This window comes from Gordonia sp. CNJ-863, assembly GCF_001942325.1.
GTDB classification, from domain to species: domain Bacteria; phylum Actinomycetota; class Actinomycetes; order Mycobacteriales; family Mycobacteriaceae; genus Gordonia; species Gordonia alkanivorans.
This window is the reverse complement of the sequence record NZ_MKKG01000066.1, coordinates 67,588-91,519: the sequence shown is the minus strand read 5'-3', so window position 1 is coordinate 91,519 and position 23,932 is coordinate 67,588. Positions and strand designations below refer to the sequence as shown.

The window sequence follows — 23,932 nt, the reverse complement described above, 5'->3', positions numbered from 1 at the left end:
TCCAGTTTGTCATGCCCGGTCCTGCCGGTTTCATCACCGCCGACGCCCTCCGGCTAGCGGGTGTCCTTGCGCAGCGGGTGATCGTCGGGGATCTCCACGACGATGATCCGGCGTCCGTCGGGGTCGTCGGCATGCATCTCGATCAAGCCCCACGGTTCGGTGCGCGGTCCGCGTGTGACGCTCACCCCACGGTCGCGGAACTGCTTCTCGGTGGCCTCGGCGTCGCGCACCTGCAGCCAGAGCGCCGCGTTGCTCGACGGGTCCGGCGCGTCGGTCTTCATGTGCGAGGAGATCTCGATGAGCCCGTTACCGGCGAAGAACACGATGCCGCCGGGGTACTCGCGGTGAACCGGTAGGCCCAGCTGCTCACGGTAGAAGGCCTGCAGGCGTTCGGGGTCGGGCGAGAGCAGCAGCACCCGGCTGGACAAGACCTCCATCTATTGCCCCTCGGTGCTTCCGTCGGAGCCGCCCACCGCGTGGCCGCGGTTGTGGTCGGCGTGGCCGGCGGCCTCGTATGCCGCACGTTCACGGACCAGCCGGTCGGTCTCGCCGATCGGGGTCGAATCGCCGAAGGCGAAGGCCGACGCGTGCGGCCATTCGTGCGGCACGTCGGGGTCGACGATGCGGTCGTCGGGAGCCGATTCCTCGGGGTCGAGTCTGGAGGCCATGCGTACAACGATATGCCGATTCCGGCGAGGTCGGGGCGGTGTCCGGTCTCCGTCCCCGGCGTGTCTCGGACGCGGCGCCCCGCATGCCCTCACCAGCGCCGGATCGTGCGCCGACCGCGACCGAACCGCAAGCTCGGGTTCGTAGCGTCAGAGGTGCCCGTCGATGTCGACCCGTAGGAGGAATCATGACCGGCACCGAACATCGCACCGAACACCGCGACTTCGCCGAACCCGACGAGGTCCGCACCTTCGGCCACGGCCGGATGAGCGTGCTCAACGTCGGGGATTCCGAGATCGGTCGACTGGAGTTGCAGCCCGGCTGGCGATGGTCGGTCGACGTCAAACCGGTCGCCGGCACCGAACTCTGCGAGGCCCCGCATTTCCAGTACCACGTGGCCGGAACGCTGCACATCGTGATGGCCGACGGCACCGAGTTCGATGCCGGGCCCGGACAGATCACGTCACTGCCGTCCGGCCACGACGCGTGGGTGGTCGGCGACGAGCCGGTGGTCACCGTCGACTTCTACGGGGCGAGCAACTACGCCAAGCCTCACTGACGGTCATGCCTGACGAGGTGTTCCACACTGCTGGTCTCCACGGAGCCTCGACGCGGTCTTCTATGTCCTGGCGGGTCTGGCCCTGGTGGGCGCGGCTCTGACGCTTCTGGTTCCCGACATCTCTGGGAAGGCGCGCATGTGGGCGCCGGCGGTGTTTGGCGCGAAGATGTATCGGTGACCGTTTCCAAGACTCGACGCAGCGCGGGGGTCCTGCTGTTCCGGCGCGCTGATTCGGGCGGCGTCGAACTCCTCCTCGCTCATCCCGGCGGCCCGATCTGGGCCCGCAAGCCCGACGAGGGGTCATGGTCGATTCCGAAGGGTCTGCTCGATGCCGACGAGTCGGAGTGGGATGCGGCGCGACGCGAGTACCTCGAGGAGATCGGCAGCCCGGTGCCCGACGGCCCGCACATCGACCTCGGCGAGGTGAAACTCAAGAGCGGGAAGGTCGTGATCGGGTTCGCGGTCGAAGGCGATCTCGACGTGACGACCGTCGTCAGCAACGCCTTCGAGATGGCGTGGCCGCCGCGGTCGGGCCGCATGCAGTCGTTCCCGGAGATCGACCGCGCCGAGTGGTTCGACCCCGAGACCGCGAAGAAGAAGCTCAACCCCGCGCAGGCGGTGTTCGTCGACAGGTTGCTCGACGCCCTCCCGACCGGCGGCTGAGTAGCCGAAGTGCTTGCGAGTCGACCTTCCCGCGTGACTGATTCCTTCCCGCTCGCCGGCTGGCGCCCGCGGGAAGGAGACGATGCCGCGGGACGGAAACGATTGAGCGGGAACAGGTAGGCGGGGGTGGCCCCCGCCTCAGCCCTCCATCAGGTAGATCCGCGTCAGGTCCTTCCACAGCCGCAGGTGCGGATCGGTGGCGGGGTCGCGGCGATCGATCAGGTAGGTCGTCGCTGCACCGCGCATGCTCGTGAACAGGATCGGGTAGAGGTCGGCATACCGCGGCGACGACGTCAGGTCCGGTCCGAGGAAACCGGCGACCGCCTCGCGTACGGTCTTGCCGATCTCGCGTTCGGTCGGCAGCAGCGCGGTGCGCAGGTTCTCGTTGGTGCGGGCGGCGACCCACAGTTCCATCGATGCCACGAAGTACGGCTGATGGAACGTCGACCATCCGACGTCGGTGGCCAGCGAGATGCGGGCGATCGGGTCGTCGGGCCAATCCACGCGGCTGGGCAGCTCTTCGATTCGTGTCTTGGCCAGATGCCCGACCGCCGCCATCAGCAACGCATCACGCGACGGATAGTGGTGCAGCAGCCGCCCGCGGCTCACCCCGGCCTCATTCTGGATGGCGACGGTGCTGGCACCGGAGTAGCCGCGATCGACGAGCACGCGGATCGCCGCGTCGAGGATGCGGGTGCGTGTCACGCCGGATCGTTGCTGGACGGCGGGACGCGCGGCACCGGGGGAGGTGGTCACCTCCGGATCCTAGATCGACTGCTCACACGTCGAGGATGTGTGGGAGACCGGCTCGATAACGGTCACGGTCGATCTGCTTGAGAGGATCGAGCATCGGCAGCTCCCACAGCGGGAACAGCGTCGCGTCCTGCGCGGGACTGTCGGCCGCGGCGATGATCGCGTTGGTCACCCGCCGGCCGGATTCGTTGGCGCCCTCCATCGTGGCGAGGTCGATGTTGCTGCGGACGTGGTCGCCGCCGATGAACAGGTTCGGGATCTTCGTGTGGGCGTTCGGACGGTGCGCGTACGACCCGGCGGTGTTGACCATCAGTGGGGTCGCGTTGGCGATGGTCGGCGACCACGTGATCCCCGGATCCAGCGACCACGTCACGATGTCCGCGGAGCGCAGGATCTTCCGTCCGCCGGCGTTCATGGCCCGGCTCATCTGCGCCCACACCTCTCGGGCGATCTCCTGTTCGGTGCACTGCTTGGCAGGCTTGCCGTACAGGATCCCGGGCTTCTCCCACTCCGAGATGTCAATGGACAAGCAATCTTTCACACGACCGTCGCCGTACTTGCGGGAGAAGTCGACCTTCCACGGTGGTGCCTGGTACAGGCCGGTCAGCGCCCACGGGGTTCCAAGCGCCGCGATGTGGCCGGGCGGCAACTCCGACCGCCGGGACAGGAAGTACTGGATACCCACCATCCAGTCGTCCTGGAGTCGATGGATACCAGCGAGTGTCGGGTCGGCGGAGACCAACTGCGGTGACAGCAGCGGCTTGAGCCGGTCGATCGGCATGGCCGCTACGTACCAGTCGGATTCGACGGTCGTGCCGGTGGTCAATCGGGCGCCGGTGATGCGGCCGCGGGCGACGTCCAGCTGCGCCAGGCCCGCCCCCATCACGAAGCGGACGCCTCGACTCCGCAGATGGGCGACCCACGGGTCGATCCACGCATGGTTGGTGGGCCGGTTGAGGATTCGGTCGACGTCGCCGATCACCAGACCGGACTGGTACTGGGGTATCAGGCCGCTGGCGGCGGTGGTCAGTGCCAGGCCGATCTGCCCGATGGTGCGCGCCGACGCAGAGTCGGGTTTCGCGGCCACCAGGGCACGGGTCAGGGCGCCCACGAGGTACCGCTGATAGGCTCGCGACTTGCCCTTCGCCTTCACGAACTGCATCCAGGACTGGTTCTCCCACTGTCCGATCCGACGCTCGGTGCAGCTCGTCGCGATCACCAGTTCACGTGAGACGAAGTAGGCGAGTTCGGTCAGCGGGACGTCGACGACGAACTTCAGCCCGGTCATCATCGCGTTGCGCAGGTTCTCCAGGGTGACGATCTCCGGCGCGTGGTCGACGAGACCCAGCAGCGATGCCGGTGCCGTCGTCGGGGCGTAACCGGATTCGTCGAAAGCGATGGTCGCCGATTCGACGCTGATCAGGTGTTGGTCGCGGACGTTGCTGCGGCCCAACGGGATTCGTTCCATCATCTCCGGCACGTGCTGATAGCAGCTGGGGAAGAAGCGGAAACCGTGCTCGCCGGGCAGGGCCAGACGACCTCCGCTCGCGGTGCCGGGTACATCGTGGCTGCGGGCCTTGCCGCCGAGGTATGCGGGTTCGTAGACGGTCACCGCGAAGCCGCGCTCGACGAGCTCGTGCGCCGCGGCGAGTCCGGACATCCCGCCGCCGAAGACGGCGACGTCGCGACCACGACCACGCCCGCTGCGCGGTACCGCTCCTGCCGACGGTACGTGGGCGTGGGGGAGTGCTGTTGCGGTACCGGCGAGGACGGCCGCGGCCGCCGATCCCCGCAGAACCGTGCGGCGGGAGAAGCCCTCTCGGGCTGCCCCGCCACCGGAAGTGCTCGCCGGGAATTGCTGGTCATCCGACATTGTCCGACCCTCCATCGACCCCAGAACAGTCAGTGCTGACTCATCTGGTTGTGATGTCTACCACAGGCCGCAACGGCGTCGGACGGATTTGGGAAAACGTCTCAGTCGATCGTCCCGGTTGCCTCCGCGGGCGCCGGATCAGGATCGGAGGAACGGCGCCACCCAGTCGGGTGTCACGTCGGCGGTGATCGCCGCGGCGGTCGCCTCGTCGACGTCGACGAGCGAATAGTGCTCGGAACCGGCGGCGGTCGCGAGGATCAGCGTGCAGACCCCGGTCCGGCGCTGGAAGACCGACGACCTGCTCGCCCAGCCGATGACCCCATCGCGGTCGACGACGATCCGCTGCCGGGCGACCGTCGGGGGTGCGATGACGACCGAACGGGTGGTGAGGCGGTGGCCGAGGTGTCGGGCCCGGACGACGGCGAGGCCGATCGAACCCGCGAGCGCAAGCACCCCCACCGCGATCCAGGGGACGGGGATCGCACCGGCGGCGACCGCGATCGAGATCCCGGCGAGGATCACCAGACCCGCGAGGAAGCCCCGGTTGAGGCGTCGGATGAAGGCGACGCGGCCGTGTCCGGTCAGCCCGGCGGTGAGTTCGGAGCGTTCGTGGGTGACCAGGTCGGCCACCCGCATCGCCTCGGAGATCGGTGCCGGCGGCAGCAGCAGCGGATGCTTGGTCGCCCCGGTCGCGATCGCCTGCAGACGAGCGCCCTTCAGTGGGCGCATCAGGATCGGCTCGGTCAGATGGCTACCCCGGATGCGCTTCTCGTCGAAGCTGATTGCGTTGGTGGTCAGCAGTCCGCGTTCGGTGCGCAGCGTGCCGTCGGGATGCCGGGTGAGCCGGAAGTCCCAGTAGCTCAGGACGTATCCGACCACCGACAGGACGGAGCCGACGAGGATCACCGCCACCACGGCCACGGCGATGACGAGTGCGAGCGGGATCGACCGCACGGTGTCCAAGGCGTCGCGCGCGAGTCCGACCCCCTCGTCGAACATGCCTGCGTCGTTGGCGATCTGGACGCCGATGCCGACGACCGCCGCGGCGATCGCGAGACCGCCCATCGAGAACGGGGAGTACCGCAGCCAGGCGTTCTGGAAGCTGGTCAGCACCTCGGGTGCCGCCGACGGTGTTTCCGGAGCGAGATGCTCATCCGATGCTGCTGCGGCAGAACGGGTACCCGCCGTCGGCATCAGGTCGTCGTGCAGGGCCCGTGCTTCGGGGAGGGTGACGGCGCGGAGTTTGACCTGCGACGCCTGTTCGTCGCCGCCGGTGCCGATGGTGACCTTCTGCAGGTTCAGCACGCGGTGGACGAGGGACGCGGTGAGGTCGACGCTGCGGATGCGGTCACGCCGGGCGGTGGCGACCTTCTTGGTGATCAGCCCGCTCCGGACCCGGACGTGTTCCGCGGTCACCTGATAGAAGGTGGTCAACCACGGCACCACCGTCACCAGCGGCACGAGCACGACGGTGGCGATCAGGGTCAACAGGGGCGCGCTTCGGCCGGCGAAGACAAGTGCGATGAGGACGGGGATCAGCGAGGGGAGTGATTCGACGACGGTCACCGCCATCATCCACGGAGACTGTCGATGCCACTCGTCCGGCGCATCGATGTGCAGACCCGACGCAGGGGTGGGCGGCGGCACGACGCCGGGCTGCGGCTCAGGTTGCGTCATCGGTGAACGCCTGGGTGCGAATGGTCAGGTCGGACGCGGTTGCGCGCGCCAGTTCGGCGTCGAGGCCCTCGATGTGGATCGTGCCCGCCGACGACGCCGTGGTCACCGTGAGCTTGCCCAGCTTCAGCAGCTGCTCGAGAGGTCCGGCCTCGGTGTCGACGACCTGGATGCGCGCGATCGGGATGATCACCCGGTGCCGAACGAACCAGCCCGACTGGGCGTACACCGCATCCTCGCTGACCTCCCAGCGGTGAAAACGGTACCGCCACAACGGGACCACGGTCGTGTAGAACACGGTCAGCAGGGCCAGGGCGATCGCGGCGAGCGTTGCACCCCACCGTGCGTCGGGGACGACGACCGCGACCACGATGGCCGCGATGGTGGCCGGCACACCCAGGATCAGCGGACCGACGCGCCACAGGGTCTTGGCACGCGGATCGACCTGGTTGACCGGCTCACGCAGGGTGGGATGCAGCGGATTGTCGGGAGCGGGTGCGGATTCCATTGCGACCAGTCTAGGGCCGCCCCGCCGCCGACCGCGGCAATCGCGTGCCGCTTCTAGGTGATCGTGACGCCACCGTCGACCGCGAGGGTCTGGCCGGTGACGTAGCCGGCGGCCGCCGACGACAGCCAGATCGCGGTGGCGGCGAGCTCTTCGCCGTGGCCGGTGCGGCCCAGGACGACCCGCGGCATCTGCGAGTCGAGGTAGCCGGGCCGGTAGGTGTCGGTCATCTCGCTCTCGAAGAAGCCGGGCGCGATGGCGTTGACCCGGATGCCCTTGCGGGTGCCCCACTGCTGGGCGAGGTCCCGGGTGAGGCCGATGACGCCGGCCTTGCTCGCGGCGTAGGCCGCCTGCGGCAACCCGGCGGTGGTGATGCCGAGGATCGACGAGATGTTGACGATCGCACTTCCCGGCTGCATCACCCGGCCGCACGACTGCGCCATCCAGTAGGAACCGTTGAGGTTGACGTCGATGACGTCCCGGAACTGCTCGGGGGTCTCACGGGTGGCCGGGTAGGCGGTGCCGACGCCGGCATTGTTGATGAGGACGTCGACCTTGCCGAAGGTCTCCATCGCCGCGTCGACGACGCGCTGGCACTGTTCGGGGTCGGAGACGTCGGCGGGAACGACGAGCGCCTTGCGGCCCAGCGCTTCCACGGCGGCGGCGGTGTCGGCGAGCTTCTCCGCCCGACGCGCGGCGAGTACGACGTCGGCGCCGGCTTCGGCGAAGCCGCGGGCGAAGGAGACACCGAGTCCCGACGAAGCGCCGGTCACGATGACCACCTTGCCGGTGGTGTCGAACAGATCCATCACGGACATCGTTGTCTCCCTTGCATGTTCTCAGGTGACTACGGCGCATCGGCGCCGCGTCGTGATCGGTGGTGAGGTCAGAACCAGGACGGTTCGACGTCGAGGGTGGTGCGGTCCAGAGCGGTCAGGAGGTCGAGCTGCGGGCCGGTCTTCGGTAGTTCATACCGGAAGAAGTACTGGGCTGCAGCGCGTTTGCCGTCGTAGAAGTCGCCGGACCGGCCGTCCGCGGCGAGGAGTTGTTCGAGCCACATCCAGGCGATGACGATGTGGCCGGCGGCCTCGAGATAGAGCGTCGCGTTGGCGAGCGCGAGCTTCGGATCGCCCGACGACCAGATGTGCGCGGTCACCTTGACGAGTCGGTCGACGATCGACTGCAACGCATCGGCGTACCCGGCGGCAGCCGGCACCTCGAGCGCACGTCCGACGGTCGCACCGATGGTCTCGGCGAGCAGTGCCAAACCGGCACCGCCCCGCATGATCACCTTTCGGCCCAGCAGGTCGAGGCCGTGGATGCCGTGTGCCCCTTCGTGGATGGGGTTGAGACGGTTGTCGCGGTAGTACTGCTCGACATCGAACTCGCGGGTGTAGCCGTAGCCGCCGAGTACCTGGATCGCCAGGCTGTTGGCCTCCAGGCACCACTGCGACGGCCAGCTCTTGGCGATCGGGGTCAGCACCTCGAGCAGCAGGTCGATACGGGCGCGCTCCTCGGCGTCGGCGGCCGTCGCGGCCTGGTCGACGAGAACGCTGCAGTACAGCTCGAATGCGAGTGCGCCTTCGACGTAGGACTTCTGGGCCAGCAGCATGCGCCGGACGTCGGCGTGTTCGATGATCGGTACCGGCTTGGTCGACGGGTCCTTCTGGTCGACCGGGCGGCCCTGCGTGCGCACTTTCGCATACTCCAGAGACGCCTGGTATCCGGCGTAACCCAGTGCGGTGGCGAGGAATCCGACTCCGATACGTGCCTCGTTCATCATGTGGAACATGTAGGAGAGGCCGCGGTGCTCCTCGCCGACCAGGAATCCCACAGCGCCGGGAGCGGAGCGAGCGGGCTGAGTGTCTACAGCACCCGGCGTGGAGTCGGGGGAGAAGGTGCCGTCGCCGAAGTTGAGCAGGCAATTGGTGGTCGCGCGGTTGCCCATCTTGTGGTTGAGGCCGACCAGGGCGATGTCGTTGCGGGTGCCGTCCGGCAGGAACTTCGGGACGATGAACAGCGAGATCCCCTTGACGCCGGGACCGCTTCCGGGGGCCTTCGCGAGTACGAGGTGCACGATGTTCTCGGTGAGTTCGTGGTCCCCGGCCGAGATCCACATCTTGGTCCCGGTGATCCGATACGTGCCGTCGGCGGCCGGTTCGGCCTTGGTGGTGATGTCGGCCAGCGACGAACCGGCCTGCGGCTCGGACAGGCACATCGTCCCGGAGAAGCGGCCCTCGACGAGTGGTCGGACCCAGGTGTCGCGTTGTTCGGGGGTCGCGTACTCGGCTAGCAGGTTGGCGTTGCCGACGGTGAGGAAGTTGTAGGACGACATGGCCGCGTTCGCCGCCTGGAACCACACCGCCGACGCCTGCCGGATGACGGTCGGCAATTGCATGCCGCCGAGTTCCTCGTCGAACGAGGCGGCGATGAGACCGGCCTTGCGGAACTCGGCGAGACCCGACACCACCTCGTCGGGGAGGACGACCTTGCCGTCGTCGCCGATGTACGGCTCGTTCGCGTCGCCGATCTTGTTGGCCGGGGCGAAGCACTTCATCGCGAGGTCGGCGCTGAGTTCGAGGACGGCGTCGAAGGTGTCGCGCGAATGTGCCGCGAAGCGGTCCCGTGACGTCAGGGCTTCGACGTCGAGCCATTCGTACAGCAGGAACTCGAGATCCCGCCGGGACATGGGTGTGGCCATCGCACTTCCTCGTGATCGGACCGCCGTTGTGGTGCCCGTCTCACAGACACCCGTTCATCATGCATCTACCGATCGTCCGCTCGGTAGCCGACCCTCTTTCGAGGGCTCGCGTGGTCTCTCGTTCAGCCATCGCTGATCGGTTGTTACGAGTATCACACCTTGTCACGTTTGCTTGTAAGGGTGCGTGGTCCCGTGATGGACTACGGACGATTCACGATCGTGAATAACTTCGGTTATGGCGTGAATGCGCAGATCACGGGAACGGTGCCATTCGGCGGGGGTGGCATCGTTCCGATCTGCCGCCGCCGATCCGCCCCCCGGGCAGTCATCACATGTCGATGCCGAATTCCTTGATCTTGCGATAGATCGTCGCGCGGGAGATGCCGAGTGCGTTGGCGGCCGCGACCTTGTTCTGGCCGTTCTCCTCCAGGCTCCGCACGATCGCGTCCCGTTCGAGTGCCTCGATCCGCGTGAGGGTGTGCCGGCTCTGGGCGCGATACATCGGCGGAAGATGCTGTGCGGTGATCGTCCCCGACCGATGGTGGGTCACCACATCCCGCAGTGCCTGGCGTAGCTCCGCGACGTTCCCCGGCCACGTGTACTTGCTCAGCTGCCGCATGGCGTCCGGCGCGACGTCGAGTTCCCGTCCACGGGTCAGCTGCCGCAGGATCGTCGGGACCAGCACCTGAAGATCCTCGATGCGGTGGCGCAGCGGCGGTACCTCGATCGTGTGCGAGAAGAACGGCAGGAGGGTCGCACCAAGGGTGGGCGTCGCGTCGCCGGCGCTGAGGGTCATCCCGAGCCAGCCCGCGTGCTCTCGTCCCTGCATCACCTCGGCGACGTCGAACAGCATGTCGTCGTCGAACTCGTCGACATCGCGCAGGATGACCGCGAATCCCTCCGTGTCGATCTCGGCGGCGAAGCTGTCGAGCGCGTCGGTGTCCTGGAAGTCCCCGGCGGCGTATACGCGGATGCTGCCCCGCCGATACTGTCCTGCTGCTGCGCGGAGCACCGCCGACCGTCCCGAACCCCGTTCGCCCGAGACCACGATCCAGTGGCCGGCTCCGACATGCTGGGCGATGCGGTCGGATGCCTGCCGCCATGATGAACTGCGGCCGACGATCCCGGGCAACACCGAGGCCTTCGATGGACGTCTCTGGGGTGGGGCAGTGGCCGAATCCATCAGGTGCACATGGAAAACCGCGATGCCCCCCGTTGCGTCGGAGAACTCGGGGACCATCGCCAGTCGTAGCGAACGGCCGCTGGGCAGCGTGTTCACTCGTCGCCCCGCGGCGATGTCGACCGTCTGGTCTACTGCGAGCTCGAGCATCGACACCTGATCCTGCGGGTCGATGCTCTGGCGGAGGCGTCGGTTCATCAGCACGACGTCGGCGGCGATGGCGAGGACCATCATCTGAGGCGCGCGTCGGCAGGTTGCGAGATAGGCAGAGAGGAGCCGGGATTCGCGTTCGCTGGCGTTGGCGAGCATCTGCTGTTCGATCTGGACGGTCGCCGACTTGGCCAGGGACAGAAGCAGGGAGCCGCCCTCCTCGACCCACCCGGTGAGGTCGAGGGCGCCGACGATGCCGCCGGAGAAGGGATTTCGGATCGGCACGCCGGCACAACTGAGCCGAGTGAGGCACCCGGCATAGTGTTCGGCGCCCGAGACGAGGGTGGCCTGCCGGGTCTCGAGGGCGGTGCCGATGCCATTGGTACCGGCGTGCTCCTCGCTGTAGCTGTAACCGGGGGCGAGCGACACTGCGTCGAGTTGGCCGAGGAGTTCGTCGCTGCCGGCGGCGCGGGACAGGATCACCCCGTCCGGCGAGGTGAGGATGATGCTCACGGGTTCCGACGACAGGTCGGTGGCGAGTTGGTGCAGCACCGGTCGGGCCGCGGTCATGAGCGGACTGTCGGTGTTGGGCTCTCGCACGAACGGGAGTTCCAAGCGGTCCGTCTGGACGTTGAATGAACGCGAGCGGCGCCACGAGGTCGAGATCGCGTCTCGGACCGCGCCGGTCAGGCGGTCGTCGACGGCACCGTCGTCGTTGAGGAATCGCTCACGCGCGTGGGCGACGGGCACACGAGACTGGTCTGTGGGCTTGGGCTTCACCGGGACCGTAACTCCCTACTGTGATGTAGGTCTCATACCAGGGGCAGTCTATCGGACAGGGAATGTTCACGGGCGTGAACATGCAGGTGTGTTCTTTCGGGTCCGCACTGGTCAGCGGCGCATACGGACATGCGGAAGTGGGCCGGTCGCGATCCACGCCGAGAACAATCTGCGATCGCGACCGGCCCCCGTCGCCGCTGCAGCGACGACGTCCCCGCCGGGGTCTTCGGGGGAGGGCGGACTAGTAGATGTTGGAGGGCCGCACCATCCCTTCGGCGAGATCACCGAATCCGGGGGCCTCGATCGCTCCCGGGTGCGTCGTCAGGACCTCCTCGACGACCGCGGTCTCGGTGGTGATCAACAAGGCAGCGATCGAGGCGGCGCTCTCCAGTGCGGCCTTGGTGACCTTGGTCGGGTCGATGACGCCCTCGTCGAACATGTCGCCGTATTCGCCTGTCATGGCGTTGAATCCGTGGCCGAGGGGCAGGCCGCTCACGACCTTGACCACTTCCTCGCCGTCGAAGCCGGCGTTGGTGGCGATCCAGAACAGCGGTTCGGCCATCGACCTGCGGACGACGTCGATGCCCGCCCCTTCGTCACCACCGACGTCGCCGAGTGCGTCGAGCACCCGATGTGCCTGGGCCAGCGCGGTTCCGCCGCCGGAGACGATGCCGTCCTCGACCGCCGCCCGCGTCGCGGCCAGTGCGTCCTCGACGCGGAGCATGCGCTCCTTGAGTTCGACGCTGGTCACGCCGCCCACTCGGATGACGGCCACCCGTCCCGTGAGCCGGGCGATCCGGAGCTCGAGGCTGTCCCGGTCGGCGTCGATCCGCGCACGTGCGTGCTGCGCCTCGAGTTGCGCGACCCGCGCATCGACGAGGGTCTGATCGCCGCGCGCTCCGACGATCGTGGTGGAGTCCTCGGTGACGGTGACCCGGTCGCATTGGCCGAGATGTTCGAGGGAGACCTCGTGCAGCTCGAGGCCGGTGTCCTTGGCGATGACGTGACCGCCGAGTGCGACGGCGAGATCCTCGAGTTCGGCGACACGGCGGTGACCGAAGCCGGGTGCGCGGACCACCACCGACTGCATCGTCTTGTGCATGTTGCCGCCGACGAGCAGCTGCAGTGCGGGACCGTCCACGTCCTCAGCGAGCACGACCAGCGGACGATCGGCGCGTTTGGCCGCCTCGATGCTCGGCATGATCTCCTGCACCGAGGTGATCTTCTTGTTGGTCAGCAACACCACCGGGTTGTCCAGAACCGCCTCCATCCGTTCGGGATTGGTGACCATGTACCCCGAGATGTAGCCGTGGTCGAACTCGATGCCGTCGACGACATCCACCGACAGGCCCAGGGTGTCGCTCTCCTCGGTGGTGATCACACCGTTGCGGCCGACGTACTCGACCGCGGCGGCGATGGCCGAACCGATGACCTCGTCGTCACTCGCGGCCAGGGTCGCGATGCGTTCGAGATCGCTGCGGCCACCGAGGGCGACGGACTGTTCGGACAGGGCATCGATCACCGTGGTGATCGCCCGCTCGATACCTCGGCGCACCCGCATGGGATTGGCGCCCTGCTCGACGGCGCGTAGACCTTCGCGAACCATGGCCTGCGCCAACACGGTTGCGGTGGTGGTGCCGTCACCGACAACCCCGTTGGTCTTCATCGCCACTTCCTTGACCAGCTGTGCGCCCATGTTGGCGAACGGATCACGCAACTGGATCTCGCGGGCGATGGTCACCCCGTCGTTGGTGATGGTCGGTGGGCCGGTGAGCTTCTCGAGGACCGCGTTGCGGCCCTTCGGTCCCAATGTCACCTTGACCGCGTCGGCGAGTGCGTTCACTCCTCGCTCGAGCCGCAGTCGCGCTTCGGCGTTGTAGCGCAACTCCTTGGCCATGGTCGTCCTGCCTTTCTGTGGTGTTCTCGGCTGAAAAATCGAAGGGTCAGGGCACGAGGATCGCGCGACCGCGCACGCGGCCGGCGTCGAGATCGTCCAGTGCCTGCTGGAAATCGGCGAGGGCGTAGGTGCTGGTGTGCAGCTTCACCTTTCCCCGGGCGGCGAGGTCCATCAGCTCGCCGAGATCGTTGTAGGAACCGACCAGGTTGCCGATGAAGTTGATCTCGGTGGAGATCACGTCGATGGTGGGGACGTCGATGTTCTCGCCGTAACCGACCACGAAGAAGCTGCCGGCGCGGCGCAGCATCGCGGTGCCCTCGGCGGTCGCCCCGCCCTCGCCGACGAAGTCGAGCACGGCCTCGGCACCGTGTCCGTCCGTCAGGTCGAGGACCTGTTGCACATGTGTTCCGTCGGCGACGATGCCGATCTCGGCGCCCACCTCCTTGGCCAGTTCCACCGCATCCGGATTCCGGTCGACGACCACGATCCGGAGTGCGGAGATCGCGGCCAACACCTGGATTCCGATGTGTCCCAGACCTCCTGCGCCGATGACCACGCAGGTGTCGCCGGGCCGCGTCATCCGCGCGACCTTGGCGGCCGCGTGGTAGGCGGTGAGGCCGGCATCGGCCAGCGCCGCCACGTCGGCGGGTTCGAGGGAGTCGTCGATCTTCACGACGCTGCGTGCGGTCGTCTTGAGGAACTCCGCGTAACCGCCGTCGGTGTCGATGCCGGGGAACCGGCTGTTCTCGCAGTGGACGTCGTCGCCGAACCGGCAGGCCCGACAGAGTCCACAGGTGATCAGCGGATGCAGGATCACCTTGTCCCCGACGGCGACGTTGGTCACCGCGTCGCCGATGGCCTCGACCCAGCCGGCGTTCTCGTGGCCGATCGTGTAGGGAAGGGCGACACCGCTCTTCGCCTCCCACTGGCCCTCGAGGATGTGCAGGTCGGTGCGGCAGACGCCGGCACCGCCGATCCGGACGATGACGTCGTGCGGCCCGGTGATCTCGGGGGCCGGGACCTCGTTGAGTTGCAGCTTGTCGTGATAGCCGACGACCTGGACTGCGCGCATGGTTTACTCCTGTTCGCTTCGAGGGTGTGCGCGAAGGCTTTCGCGGAGGTTGGTGATGACGGGGCCGCTGGCCCCGTCGCATTCGTCGTCGTCGGCGTAGCGGGTGGCGAGCAGACCGCGACAGAAGTGGCTGTTGCCCTCCATCGAGATGCGAACGGACCGTGCGAATCTCAACCGCATCGGGATCTGGTCGGCCGGCAGCGCGTGCCCCTCCTCGTCGACGACGACGAGGCTGTTGGGGCAGATGCTGAGGCCCAGCTCCATCCGGCGTCGCAGGAGCGCAGCCTTGTGGTGACCGCGCGGTACATCCCGCAGCGCCAGCCGATCCACGTCGGCCACGGCGACCCGACCTGCAGCGATCTCGGCGGCCACGCATCGTTCCATCGCGGCGGTGTGCGCCTTGCGCTGGAAGGTCAGGCGCAGCTCGTCGAGGCTGTCGAGGGCCTCGACGCCGAAGGTGCCCTTGTATCCGGCACGGGCGTCGAGTCCGGCGTTGATCTTGTCGCTGTCGTGATGATCGTCCAGCAGCACCCGGACCTGCCCGATGCCGTTGACGCCCTCGAGCGCGTCGAGTGCATCCGACCCCATCAGGTAGGCGAAGTTGGGTGAACAGAACGACGTCGGGAGTCGTAGGTGGACGGTCACACCCGCCTCGTCGATCAGGATCGACCGCACGAACCTCAGTTCGGTGATCGGCTGGTCGAGTTCGGGATCGAGGACGGTGTCGAGCGCGGCGAGGACGTCGCGCTCGAGGTCCGTCGCGGCATCGGCGACATAACCGGGGGGAGGTGCGATCGCGGTCATGCCGTCACCGCATCCTTCGCGCCGGCGGCCACCTCGGCTTCCGGATCGGCCGCGCTGGTCGGCAGTCTGAGTTCCTCGGGGACCTCGATGTGCGGGTAGAGGGCGGCCGCGTTGAGGCCGAGGATCTTCTTCTTCTGTTCGACGGTGATCGGGGCGTATTCGGTCATGTCCTCCGGGATCTGGAAGTCGACGAACCGCTCGACGAGCCACTGCGGCGTCCATAGCGCGTAATCGCTGGCGAAGAGGATCTTGTCCTCACCGATCCAGTAGAGGAGTTCGCCGATGATCTGTGCGAAGTAGCGGGGACGGGTGTGGATGAACGGGATGGCCACGGCCAGCCCGCCGAACACGTTGGACTCCTGGGTGGCGATCCAGCAGAAGTCCTCGAGCCGCGGCAGACCGACGTGCTCGATGATGAAGTTCAGGTCGAGGTAGTCGGTGGCCACCTTGTCGACGTCGGCCACGTCGAAGGCGTCGCGGTCCAGCGGGCGGATCGTCGGACCCTTGTGGATGTGGACGTTCTTGATGCCGAGCTTGATGCATTCCTCGAGATAGCGACGCGACCACGCGTCGTCGAGCTTGTATCCCCGTGAGTCGCCGAACCATTCGGCGGTGTAGAGTTTGACGCCCTTGAGATTCATGTTCTCGGCGTCCTTGCGGAGCTGCTCCAGACCGGCCTCGCCGTGACGCGGATCGTAGGCGTGGTTGTAGGTGAGCAGTTTCGGGTTGTCCTCGCACAGCTTCAGCGAGTCGTCGACCTGGGCGAAACCGTTGACGTAGAAGTCCTTCAGGATCGTCGCCTGGAAGATCGCGTGGTCGGCCGGTCCCTCCTCGAACAGGTCGCGCATGAGCCGGTCGGGGCCGTAGTAGGTGTAGGTGTCGTAGTCCCAGACCTCTTCTTCCGGGCTGAGATTGCGGTGGTAGTCGTAGAAACAATCGATGAACTGCTTGCCGTGGATGTTGCGCTGGTTGGATTCACGGCCGTCCCAGAGGTGGACGTGCGCGTCGACGATGAAGTATTTGTCGCCATTCTTCTCGTACATCGATGACTCCTTGATCGTTCTCGGTGGAAGCGGGCTGCATCCGTTGGGGTGGCGGGGATCGAGAGTTGTTGTCGGCGGGGAGATGTCGTTCTCTCTGGGTACGTCTGGCGCCGGGTGTGGTCGCCGGCGGCCACGACGCAGATCGGGGGTGGGCCTCGACTCAGCTGGACGCGGTGAGATCGAACCCGATGAACTCGGCGGCGTCCTCGGGGCTCGCGAACAGGAAGGTCCGGTCGTCGAGGTGCACCATCCGTCCGTAGTGGGTGGAGCTGATCTCCTCGAAGACAGAGCCGTCGAACTCCTGGCCCAGGGCGTCGGTGAGTTCGTCGTAGTCGAACTCGAGCCGGTTGACCCCGTCGACGCGGATCATCGACGGATACTCGGTGAGTTCGACGCCTTTCTTGGCGCCCATCACGTCGGCGACCACGCGTCCGACGGGGGTGTTCATCAGGGTGACGCCGCACATGTTGGAGAACTCGGTCTGTGCGCCGAATTGCATGCTGCTCACTGGTTCAACTCCTCGGGGATGTCGACTTCGATGGATTTGAGGACGTCGCGGAACTTCTCGGTCGCCGCCTCGAGGCTCGTGGCGAAGGTGACCGACTTGTCCGCCGGCTGCGACCAGATCGGCTGCAGCCCACGCGCCGCGTCGAGACAGCGCGGCACCCACTCCGACAACCACTGCCCGAACAGTTCGCGATTGGCGGCGCCGAACTGTTCGTCGCGAGAGAGCATCTGGAACAGGGCCCGGGTGTAGTTCAGGTCGCGGTCGTAGTCGTACTCGCCGGTGCCGACGATCGTCGGGGTGATGTAGTCGCCGTTGCGAGCGGCGACCTGCATGACCAGTTCGGTGCGGAACAGTGACCCGACGAGTTGCTCGAACACGATGTTGGTGCAGAACAACAATTTCGCCCAGTCGCCGATCGCGGTCAGTCGTTCGACGGCTTCCCTCGTGGGCTGCCACTCCGGCGCGGACTGCCACACCTCTTTGTGCGCCGATCCGTCGAAGGCCTCCTCGGCCTCGGCGAGATCCAGGTTGAACAGCGCGAGGTCCTGGGCGAAGCGGAGCTTGTGCGCCGCGCTCACCGCGACCGCGTTGTTGATCATGTTGGTCGGTCCCGACCGCTGGATCGAGGTGAAGACGTGCAGCCCCATGCCACTCTCGGCATGCATCCAGGCGCCGAGGTTGCGCTCGATGAACTTGAGCCACGAGGGATTCCAGCTGTCGTACACGCGGGCCCGCTTGGCGTTCTGCAGACACAGGTCGACCTGGTGGACCACCGCCGAGTTGTTGCGGTAGATGGTCTGTTCCCACTCTTCGTTGGGGTCGAGGAAGGCGTGCCAGTTGCCGGACTTCGCCTCCGTCCACTCCTGCGGATAACCGCCGGGACCGTTGCCGAAGCCGTAGATCCAGCCCTGGGTCAGGTGACGTTCCGGGTCGGGCTGCACGTCGACGGTGACATCCTCGTAGACCGTCGCCCGCTTCTTGGCCGGCTGATAGTAGCTGTACCTGCGGCTCTTGCTGCTCGGGAATTCCTTGGCGCCGGCTTCGGCGTCGGTGAATTCGATGGTCGGGAAACTACGTTCGCGCTGTGGTGATTTCGGCGCGGTCGGTGCGGACATACCTTTCGTTCCTCCTCGTTCAGGCGACTTCTAGTCGAAAGCCGGGCTGGTGAACTTGTCGTAGAAGATCTGGTCCCGGGGGACCGAATGCTGGTCGGCGAGAGCGAGTGCCGCATCGACCATGGGTGGGGGGCCGCAGAAGTACACCTCCGTTCGGGCGAGATCTGATTCGTGTTCGGCGACGATGTCGGTGACATTGCCCTGTGCCACCTCGACCCCGTCGGGTGCGCCGTCGGCGGACTCCGACAGGCAGGCGAGGAACCGGAAGTCGGCGATCTTGTCGCCGAGCGCGGCGATCTCGTCGAGATAGAACAGATCCGCCGGGGTCCGGGCACCGTAGTAGAAGCGCACCGGCCGGTTCAGGCCGGTCTCGCTGATGTGACGCAGCAGCGAGAGCAACGGAGCCATCCCGGCTCCGCCACCGATACAGATGATCGGCAGCACATGGCCGTTGCGCAGCGTGCACGACCCGTACGGACCGTTGATCATGATCTCGTCACCGGGCGCCAGCCCCTTCTCGAGGAGGCCGGCGAAGAGACCACCCGGATACTTCTTGATCAGGAACTCCAGCTTGTCCGGGGTGGCCTGGGTGGTTGCGATCGAGAAGGAGCGCTTCTCGTCGGTACCGGGGACCGAGAGGTCCACGTACTGGCCGGGTTTGAACTCGAAGGTCTCGGGTTCGACCACGTCGAGGCGCAGTGACACGATGTCCTTGGTCACCGGTTCGATGGCGGTGACCCGGGTGCGGACGTCCTGGATCGGTGCGCCCCCGAGCAACTCCTCCTCGTCGAAGTTGAGCAGTTCGATCTCGCAGTCGCTGTAGGCGTAGGACCGGCAGAGCAGCACATAACCCTCCGCCTCCTCCGCCTCGTTGCAGGCGAAGGTGGAGTAGTCGTCCATCTGGACGTCGCCGTCGAGCATGTACGACTTACACGCCGAGCACCGGCCTTCGCGGCACCCGTGCATCAGGTGGATACCCTGCCGGAACGCGGCGTCGAGGATGGACTCGTCCTCGGTGACCTCCATCTCGATGTCGACGGGGGCGAAGTTGATGCGATGTGTGTCGGCCACGGAAACTCCTGTCTGAAAGGGGGAGATGCTGCGCTCCTCAGGGAGCTGGGGGAGGCGACGGCTTGCGGTCGTCACCGCTCCCTGAGGAGCGAGCTTGCGAGCGACCCTGCGGAGGGGCGCGCTCACCTGCGTGCCGTCAGGCCGGCACGGCCCCATTGGGATTCGCGCGATACGCCGCGATGTGCGCATCCCGCTCCGCGTCGGACATCTCGTTCAGCAACACGTTGGGACTGTTGAAGACGTTGCCGCGGACGTCGTCGAGCGTCCACATCTTCTTGGGGTCCAGGTCGAGGTGCGGCTGCGGGATGAGGGTCTTGCCGTCGTCGCGGACGTAACCCAGGTTCTCGATGATGTCGGCGAGATCCTTGCCGTGATGCAGGGTCTCCCATTCGCGGAACCCGGTGAGCCGTCCCATGTTCGGGGTGTCCCGGCCGTCGTACTGATCGCGGAAGGCGACCGCGTCGGTCCAGTGGCAGGTCTCCGAGCAGTAGGTGCGCCACTGGTCGTCGACCTTGTCGACCACCATGTCCTCACGGATCAGGCAGGGCACCATGCAGGTCCAGCAGCGGTGCGGGTACTCGTAGCCGACGTCCTCGAAGGCGATCGGCTTGTTGCGGCCCGGGTAGGCCAGGCGGTTGTAGTTCTCCCACCACTTGCCGAACTTGTTGTACCAGCCGGGGTACTTCTCCTCGAACCACTCGAAGTCCTTGTCGGTCATGGCGTCGATGCGCCAGTAGTTGACCGGCCAGCCGGTGGCGAAGAAGCGTGCCACCTCGTGGACGTAGTGCTTGTTGGTGATCCGGTTCCAGGCCTCCTCGACCAGATCGTGTGGGATGGTGAGTCCGTACTTCTCCAGCGGCAGAAGGTAACTGCGGTAGTAGTCGTCGTAGATCCACCGGCGCCACATCTCCGCGTAGCTCTCGCGGTCCTTGCGGCGGTCCTTGGTGCCGTACTCGATGAAGGTGCCGATCGCGGCGTCGACGACGCAGTGGTTGTTCCACCAGGCGTACCGCAGATCACGTTCCAGCAGAGGGCGATTGCGCTCGTCGGCGAGCGCCATCAACAGGATCGAGTAACCGTTGGAGATGTGCCGCGACTCGTCGGACTGCACCGAGTGGAAGACGGTGGGGAGCAGATAGTCGCCGTTGGCGGCGGCTTCGTCGGGCATCGCGACGAACAGCGTGTTGGTGAAGGCGGTTTCGGCGACCACGGTGAGGTAGATGTTGGCGGCGGTGATGGCGTCGCCGGTGATGAACCCCTCGCCGAACTGGCGGCCGATGGTGCCGGCGTAGTTGTTGGCGAAGGCCTTCTCGGTGATGTCGAAGCCGGCCGGGTCGATGTAGTTGTTCATGTACAGCTTCTTGAGGTTCATCTGGATCGTCGAATGACGGACCTCGTCGATCATCTGCACGGCCAGCCCGTTGTGGATCTCGGGGTTGGGGACCGCGTCGATCGCCATCGGCATCGCGCGGGCGGCCGAGATCTCGGGGAACGGGATGATCGACAGGAACAGCTTCTGCCATTCCAGCCACCGTTCCTGGACCTGCCGGAACATGTTGCCGCGGATCGCGCCGTCCATGGCGCCGTATACGCGGTTGTCCTTCTCCTCCTCCATCGGGAAGTACGACCGCATGATCTGCTTCAGCGGGTCCTTCTTGGGTGCCTTCTCGAAGGTGTAGTCGGTTCCGAATCGGGTTGCCGGGGTCGCGAAGGTGGGTTCCCAGGACAACTCGGTGATCTTCGCATGTGCTTTGGTCAAGCTCTGCCTGCTCAAAGTGCGCCTCCTCTTAGAGGGAGCCGACGGGTGTGCCGGCCCGTATGAACTGGAGCGACTTCGATACAACCGTGTGAGCCAGGTAACAAACGTCTCACTGTGAGACGACCGACCGAGTCAGGTGGTCTGCGGACGGAAAAGGAGGGTCCGCGATGCGGACCCTCCGGGAAAGTGCAGGTGAGTTGTGGTTACTCGGCCGACGCGTAGGAGCCGGACGGCGTCAGCGGATCGTTGAGACGCTGTGCGTACTGGTCGAAATAGACGCGGGCGATCAATTCGCGACGGCTCCGGACCCCGGCCTTGTCGAAGATCGACTTCAGGTGATCCTGCACCGTGTACGCCGACACGTGCAGGGTGGCGGCGATGTCCTTGGTGGCGACGTTCTGCAACACCATCTGGGTCACGTCACGCTCACGCGCGGTGAGCCCGAAGGCTTCGACGACCAGGGGGATGATCTCCGGCGGGCGCGCCTCCTCGATCGTGACGACGACCTCGCCCGGACGGCCGTCGGCCGAGGACAGCGGGGATGCGTTGATGACGAGCCACATTCCCGACCGGCCGCGGACCCGCAGACGCGGCGGTACCTGCGTCTCGCCTGCGCCGTAGCGTCGTGCGGCACCGATCAGGCCGTAGATGGGGTTGGCCGCCGCTGCACTGTTCGGTCCGGCGGCGAGGTCGTCGATGCGCTCCTGGCTGCCGGCGCTCATCTGCACGATCTCGTTGTTGCGATCGATGATCAGCACGGCGGGTCCGCTGGTGATCGAGGGGCGCTGTTCGGCGACGACCGTGCTGAGCAATCCGATCCGAACCCCGTGGGCGAGCGTCTGGGACAGCGAGCCGAGGAAGTCGATCTCGTCCTCGGTGAACGGTCGGCAGCCCGCTCCGCTGCGGAACATCGCGATCCCGGCCCACACCCGGTCCCCGTCGCGGAGCACGACGCGCGCCTCGTCGTGGAAGCAGTACTCCGGGATCATGAGTTGCGTCATGCGTTCGGACTGCTGGGTCCGGCCCCGGGTCAGGAGGTTGAGGCCGACGGCATCGCGCTTCTGCGCCACCAGTTCTCGGTAACTGGAGGGCTCGACCTGCCCGTACTCGAGGAGACCCCATTGAGGGTCCTTGTGGTCCTGACCGAGCAGGTCCCCGTACTTGCGGGCGGAGGTCAGCATCACGGTGTTGGGGTCGAAGGTGCCGATGCAGGCGGCATCGACGGGGACCGCACGGCGCAACGAATCCACGGTTTCCGCGAAGAAGTCGTCGAGGCCGAGGCCGGCGTGCGCCACGACTTCGATGTCGCGGCGCACGCGCTCGGCGGTCAGGCTCGATGTCATTCCGCAATCATGTTCCTGAGCTGCACCGATGTCTATCCCACAAAGCTGGGATCATCCACCCGGAGGACCCCGGTCGGATCATGACGGCGGCGGATCGTCTCCAGGCGTACCCGCTGCTCGGGTGTCCAGAGCTGCTCGCGTTCGGCGGCACCGAGTCCGCAGAAGTTCAGCAGCGCACCCGCCGACCACGGTGAGACGGCCCGGGTGACCGCCGTCAGATGCGATCCGACCTGGTCGCCGAGGGGGCCGGCGGGCACACCGATCGCGATGACGTTGAAGGCGCCGTGGCGTCCGGCGACCGCGTTGGGAACGCGCTGCGGCCGCGTCAGTGCACCGCCCATCAGACGGACCTCGACGATGGCCAGGGGGCTCGCGACGTGCGGTCCGGCGACCTCGAGGAGGGCGTCGACGGCCGCAGCGGGGAACTCGCGCAGGATGCTGCCGCGCTCGGCGGACGGCATCGGGCCGGGCGGGTCCATGTGAACGGCGTCGAGAGCGGCGGTCGGCAGCACGTCGATGTTCTCGAGAAGAATGGGGCCCGCCGAGCGCATCGGGGCGAGAAGCGCTGCCGCGGCGGCCGGGTCGCCGGTGTGGGTGTAGCGGACGTGCACCGCGAGCCGGCCCTGCAGCGGGGCAGGCAGGCCGGGATCCGGCGGGAGGCGCAGGATCGCGACCGAGGTACCGGCCTCCTCCGGGAGGGTCGGCGCCCACTCACGCCAGGCGTGGAGCACGTCGGCCGCCGCCGGGCCGGCGAAGAAGATGCCGCCGCCGTAGACGGTGGGGAGTTCGAAGAGATCGAACTCGATGGCGGTGACGATACCGAAGCCGTCGCGTCCACCGAGGATCGCCCAGTACAGGTCCGAACCGGCCGAGGGGTCGACCGTTCGGATGATCCCGTCCGCGGTCACCAGTTCGATCGATCGGACATGGTCTGCAGCCCAACCGAATCGGCGTCCGAGCGGGCTGAGGCCGCCGCCGAGGTGGTAGCCGACCACACCGACCGACGACGACGAGCCGGCGAGGCCGGTCAGTCCGTGGGGCGCGGTCGCCGCGGCGAGGTCACGCCAGCGGACGCCGGCACCGACGCGGGCGGTCCTGGCAACCGGGTCGACGTCGATGTCGGTCATCCGTGAGGTGGTGATGACAACGGTGCCGCGCCCCTCGATCGGGGCCCCGTGTCCGGTGGCCCGGGCGCCGACCCGAAGTCCGTTGGCCCGCGCGTATCGCACTGCGGTGGCGACGTCTTCGGCGCCGGTCGCGCCGACGACGACCTGGGCGGCAGGGATGGTCACCAGGTTGAAGCCGGTCAGTTCGGCGGTGTAACCGTCGTCGGTCGGCGTCAGGACGGGGCCCGCGACGGTGGTGACGAGCGCGTCGAGGTCGGTGAAATCGATCGGTTCGGAGGTGATGGACACAGTCTTGTTCCTTCGCGGGTCGGTGATCGGAGCGGATGGTGGCGCAGGGTCGGGTGCGGTGATCCGTACCGCGGGTCCCGATGTCTTCATGACACTCAGAGTCGCTGAGCACCTTTTGTTCCCGCCATCCCTCGAACACCGGAGATGTTGCGGCGGAACCTCTGGAACCGGTGGGCCCCCAGATATCTGGGGGTCGGCGTCGTCGGGTTCAGCCGGCCGGCCCGGCGTGATGCCGGAACTGACCGACGACGCCGAATTCACCCGGGATTCGCGGCCGTCCGCTCGCGCAGGACCGTGCCCGCCTTCTCCGCGATCCGCTTCGGGTCCACGGTGTCGAGATCGCCGGTACTCATGGCGACGTCGCCCGGGCTCGAAGAGCGTTGCAGGCCATGCACTTTCCG

At 66.8% G+C, this 23,932-nt stretch carries 21 protein-coding genes; 2 read left to right on the top strand and 19 right to left on the bottom strand.

Annotation, left to right across the window (positions count from 1 at the left end):
- Positions 1-53: 53 nt before the first annotated feature.
- On the bottom strand, positions 54-437 hold the full coding sequence (locus tag BJF87_RS22160; protein ID WP_006360142.1) for a VOC family protein: 384 nt from the start codon (positions 435-437) through the stop codon (positions 54-56).
- Positions 438-668 carry a hypothetical protein gene (locus tag BJF87_RS22155; protein ID WP_006360141.1) on the bottom strand — a complete coding sequence of 77 codons (231 nt, stop codon included), beginning with the start codon at positions 666-668 and terminating at the stop codon, positions 438-440.
- Positions 669-853: 185 nt separating this feature from the next.
- Between BJF87_RS22155 and BJF87_RS22150 the strand changes: the two genes are divergently transcribed.
- Both BJF87_RS22150 and BJF87_RS22145 read left to right on the top strand, forming a co-directional pair.
- Positions 854-1,225 carry a cupin domain-containing protein gene (locus BJF87_RS22150; RefSeq protein ID WP_035755066.1) on the top strand — a complete coding sequence of 124 codons (372 nt, stop codon included), beginning with the start codon at positions 854-856 and terminating at the stop codon, positions 1,223-1,225.
- A 174-nt stretch (positions 1,226-1,399) separates the two neighbouring features.
- Positions 1,400-1,888, top strand: coding sequence for an NUDIX domain-containing protein (locus BJF87_RS22145; RefSeq protein WP_075863921.1), 489 nt, complete (start codon positions 1,400-1,402; stop codon positions 1,886-1,888).
- A gap of 138 nt (positions 1,889-2,026) precedes the next feature.
- On the opposite strand, the gene BJF87_RS22140 is transcribed toward BJF87_RS22145, so the two are convergent.
- The 17 genes from BJF87_RS22140 to BJF87_RS22060 all read right to left on the bottom strand — a co-directional run bounded on the left by BJF87_RS22140 (position 2,027) and on the right by BJF87_RS22060 (position 23,531).
- Positions 2,027-2,644 carry a TetR/AcrR family transcriptional regulator gene (locus BJF87_RS22140; protein WP_035755070.1) on the bottom strand — a complete coding sequence of 206 codons (618 nt, stop codon included), beginning with the start codon at positions 2,642-2,644 and terminating at the stop codon, positions 2,027-2,029.
- A 22-nt stretch (positions 2,645-2,666) separates the two neighbouring features.
- On the bottom strand, positions 2,667-4,514 hold the full coding sequence (locus tag BJF87_RS22135) for an FAD-dependent oxidoreductase (protein ID WP_006360137.1): 1,848 nt from the start codon (positions 4,512-4,514) through the stop codon (positions 2,667-2,669).
- 138 nt (positions 4,515-4,652) lie between these two features.
- Positions 4,653-6,191: a PH domain-containing protein gene (locus tag BJF87_RS22130; RefSeq protein ID WP_006360136.1), complete on the bottom strand. Its 1,539-nt coding sequence runs from the start codon at positions 6,189-6,191 to the stop codon at positions 4,653-4,655.
- Positions 6,178-6,696 (bottom strand): PH domain-containing protein, encoded by a 519-nt coding sequence (locus tag BJF87_RS22125; protein WP_006360135.1) that lies wholly within the window; start codon positions 6,694-6,696, stop codon positions 6,178-6,180. Before BJF87_RS22125 ends, BJF87_RS22130 begins: the two co-directional genes overlap by 14 nt.
- A 53-nt stretch (positions 6,697-6,749) precedes the next feature.
- Positions 6,750-7,511 carry an SDR family NAD(P)-dependent oxidoreductase gene (locus BJF87_RS22120; protein ID WP_075863920.1) on the bottom strand — a complete coding sequence of 254 codons (762 nt, stop codon included), beginning with the start codon at positions 7,509-7,511 and terminating at the stop codon, positions 6,750-6,752.
- A 68-nt stretch (positions 7,512-7,579) separates the two neighbouring features.
- Complete coding sequence (locus tag BJF87_RS22115; RefSeq protein ID WP_075863919.1) at positions 7,580-9,394, bottom strand: acyl-CoA dehydrogenase; 1,815 nt, start codon at positions 9,392-9,394, stop codon at positions 7,580-7,582.
- A 328-nt stretch (positions 9,395-9,722) separates the two neighbouring features.
- On the bottom strand, positions 9,723-11,504 hold the full coding sequence (locus BJF87_RS22110; RefSeq protein WP_075863918.1) for a sigma-54-dependent Fis family transcriptional regulator: 1,782 nt from the start codon (positions 11,502-11,504) through the stop codon (positions 9,723-9,725).
- A 241-nt stretch (positions 11,505-11,745) separates the two neighbouring features.
- Positions 11,746-13,401, bottom strand: coding sequence for a chaperonin GroEL (gene groL, locus BJF87_RS22105; protein ID WP_075863917.1), 1,656 nt, complete (start codon positions 13,399-13,401; stop codon positions 11,746-11,748).
- Between the two features lie 46 nt (positions 13,402-13,447).
- The gene (locus BJF87_RS22100) at positions 13,448-14,473 is read right to left on the bottom strand and encodes an NAD(P)-dependent alcohol dehydrogenase (protein WP_075863916.1); all 1,026 of its coding nucleotides are present in this window, start codon (positions 14,471-14,473) and stop codon (positions 13,448-13,450) included.
- Positions 14,474-14,476: 3 nt separating this feature from the next.
- Complete coding sequence (locus BJF87_RS22095) at positions 14,477-15,277, bottom strand: iron-sulfur cluster assembly protein (protein ID WP_035755079.1); 801 nt, start codon at positions 15,275-15,277, stop codon at positions 14,477-14,479.
- Positions 15,274-16,320 carry an amidohydrolase family protein gene (locus tag BJF87_RS22090; protein ID WP_035755081.1) on the bottom strand — a complete coding sequence of 349 codons (1,047 nt, stop codon included), beginning with the start codon at positions 16,318-16,320 and terminating at the stop codon, positions 15,274-15,276. The genes BJF87_RS22095 and BJF87_RS22090 overlap by 4 nt, the downstream gene beginning before the upstream one ends.
- Before the next feature lie 160 nt (positions 16,321-16,480).
- Complete coding sequence (gene mimD, locus BJF87_RS22085; protein WP_187346536.1) at positions 16,481-16,819, bottom strand: propane 2-monooxygenase effector subunit MimD; 339 nt, start codon at positions 16,817-16,819, stop codon at positions 16,481-16,483.
- A gap of 5 nt (positions 16,820-16,824) precedes the next feature.
- Complete coding sequence (locus BJF87_RS22080) at positions 16,825-17,943, bottom strand: aromatic/alkene monooxygenase hydroxylase subunit beta (protein WP_035755085.1); 1,119 nt, start codon at positions 17,941-17,943, stop codon at positions 16,825-16,827.
- Positions 17,944-17,973: 30 nt separating this feature from the next.
- On the bottom strand, positions 17,974-19,014 hold the full coding sequence (locus BJF87_RS22075) for a 2Fe-2S iron-sulfur cluster-binding protein (protein WP_035755087.1): 1,041 nt from the start codon (positions 19,012-19,014) through the stop codon (positions 17,974-17,976).
- Between the two features lie 136 nt (positions 19,015-19,150).
- On the bottom strand, positions 19,151-20,788 hold the full coding sequence (locus tag BJF87_RS22070; protein WP_035755187.1) for an aromatic/alkene/methane monooxygenase hydroxylase/oxygenase subunit alpha: 1,638 nt from the start codon (positions 20,786-20,788) through the stop codon (positions 19,151-19,153).
- Positions 20,789-20,976: 188 nt separating this feature from the next.
- Positions 20,977-22,116, bottom strand: coding sequence for a LuxR C-terminal-related transcriptional regulator (locus BJF87_RS22065; RefSeq protein ID WP_075863914.1), 1,140 nt, complete (start codon positions 22,114-22,116; stop codon positions 20,977-20,979).
- 32 nt (positions 22,117-22,148) lie between these two features.
- Positions 22,149-23,531 carry an FAD-binding oxidoreductase gene (locus tag BJF87_RS22060; RefSeq protein ID WP_075863913.1) on the bottom strand — a complete coding sequence of 461 codons (1,383 nt, stop codon included), beginning with the start codon at positions 23,529-23,531 and terminating at the stop codon, positions 22,149-22,151.
- Between the last annotated feature and the right edge of the window lie 401 nt (positions 23,532-23,932).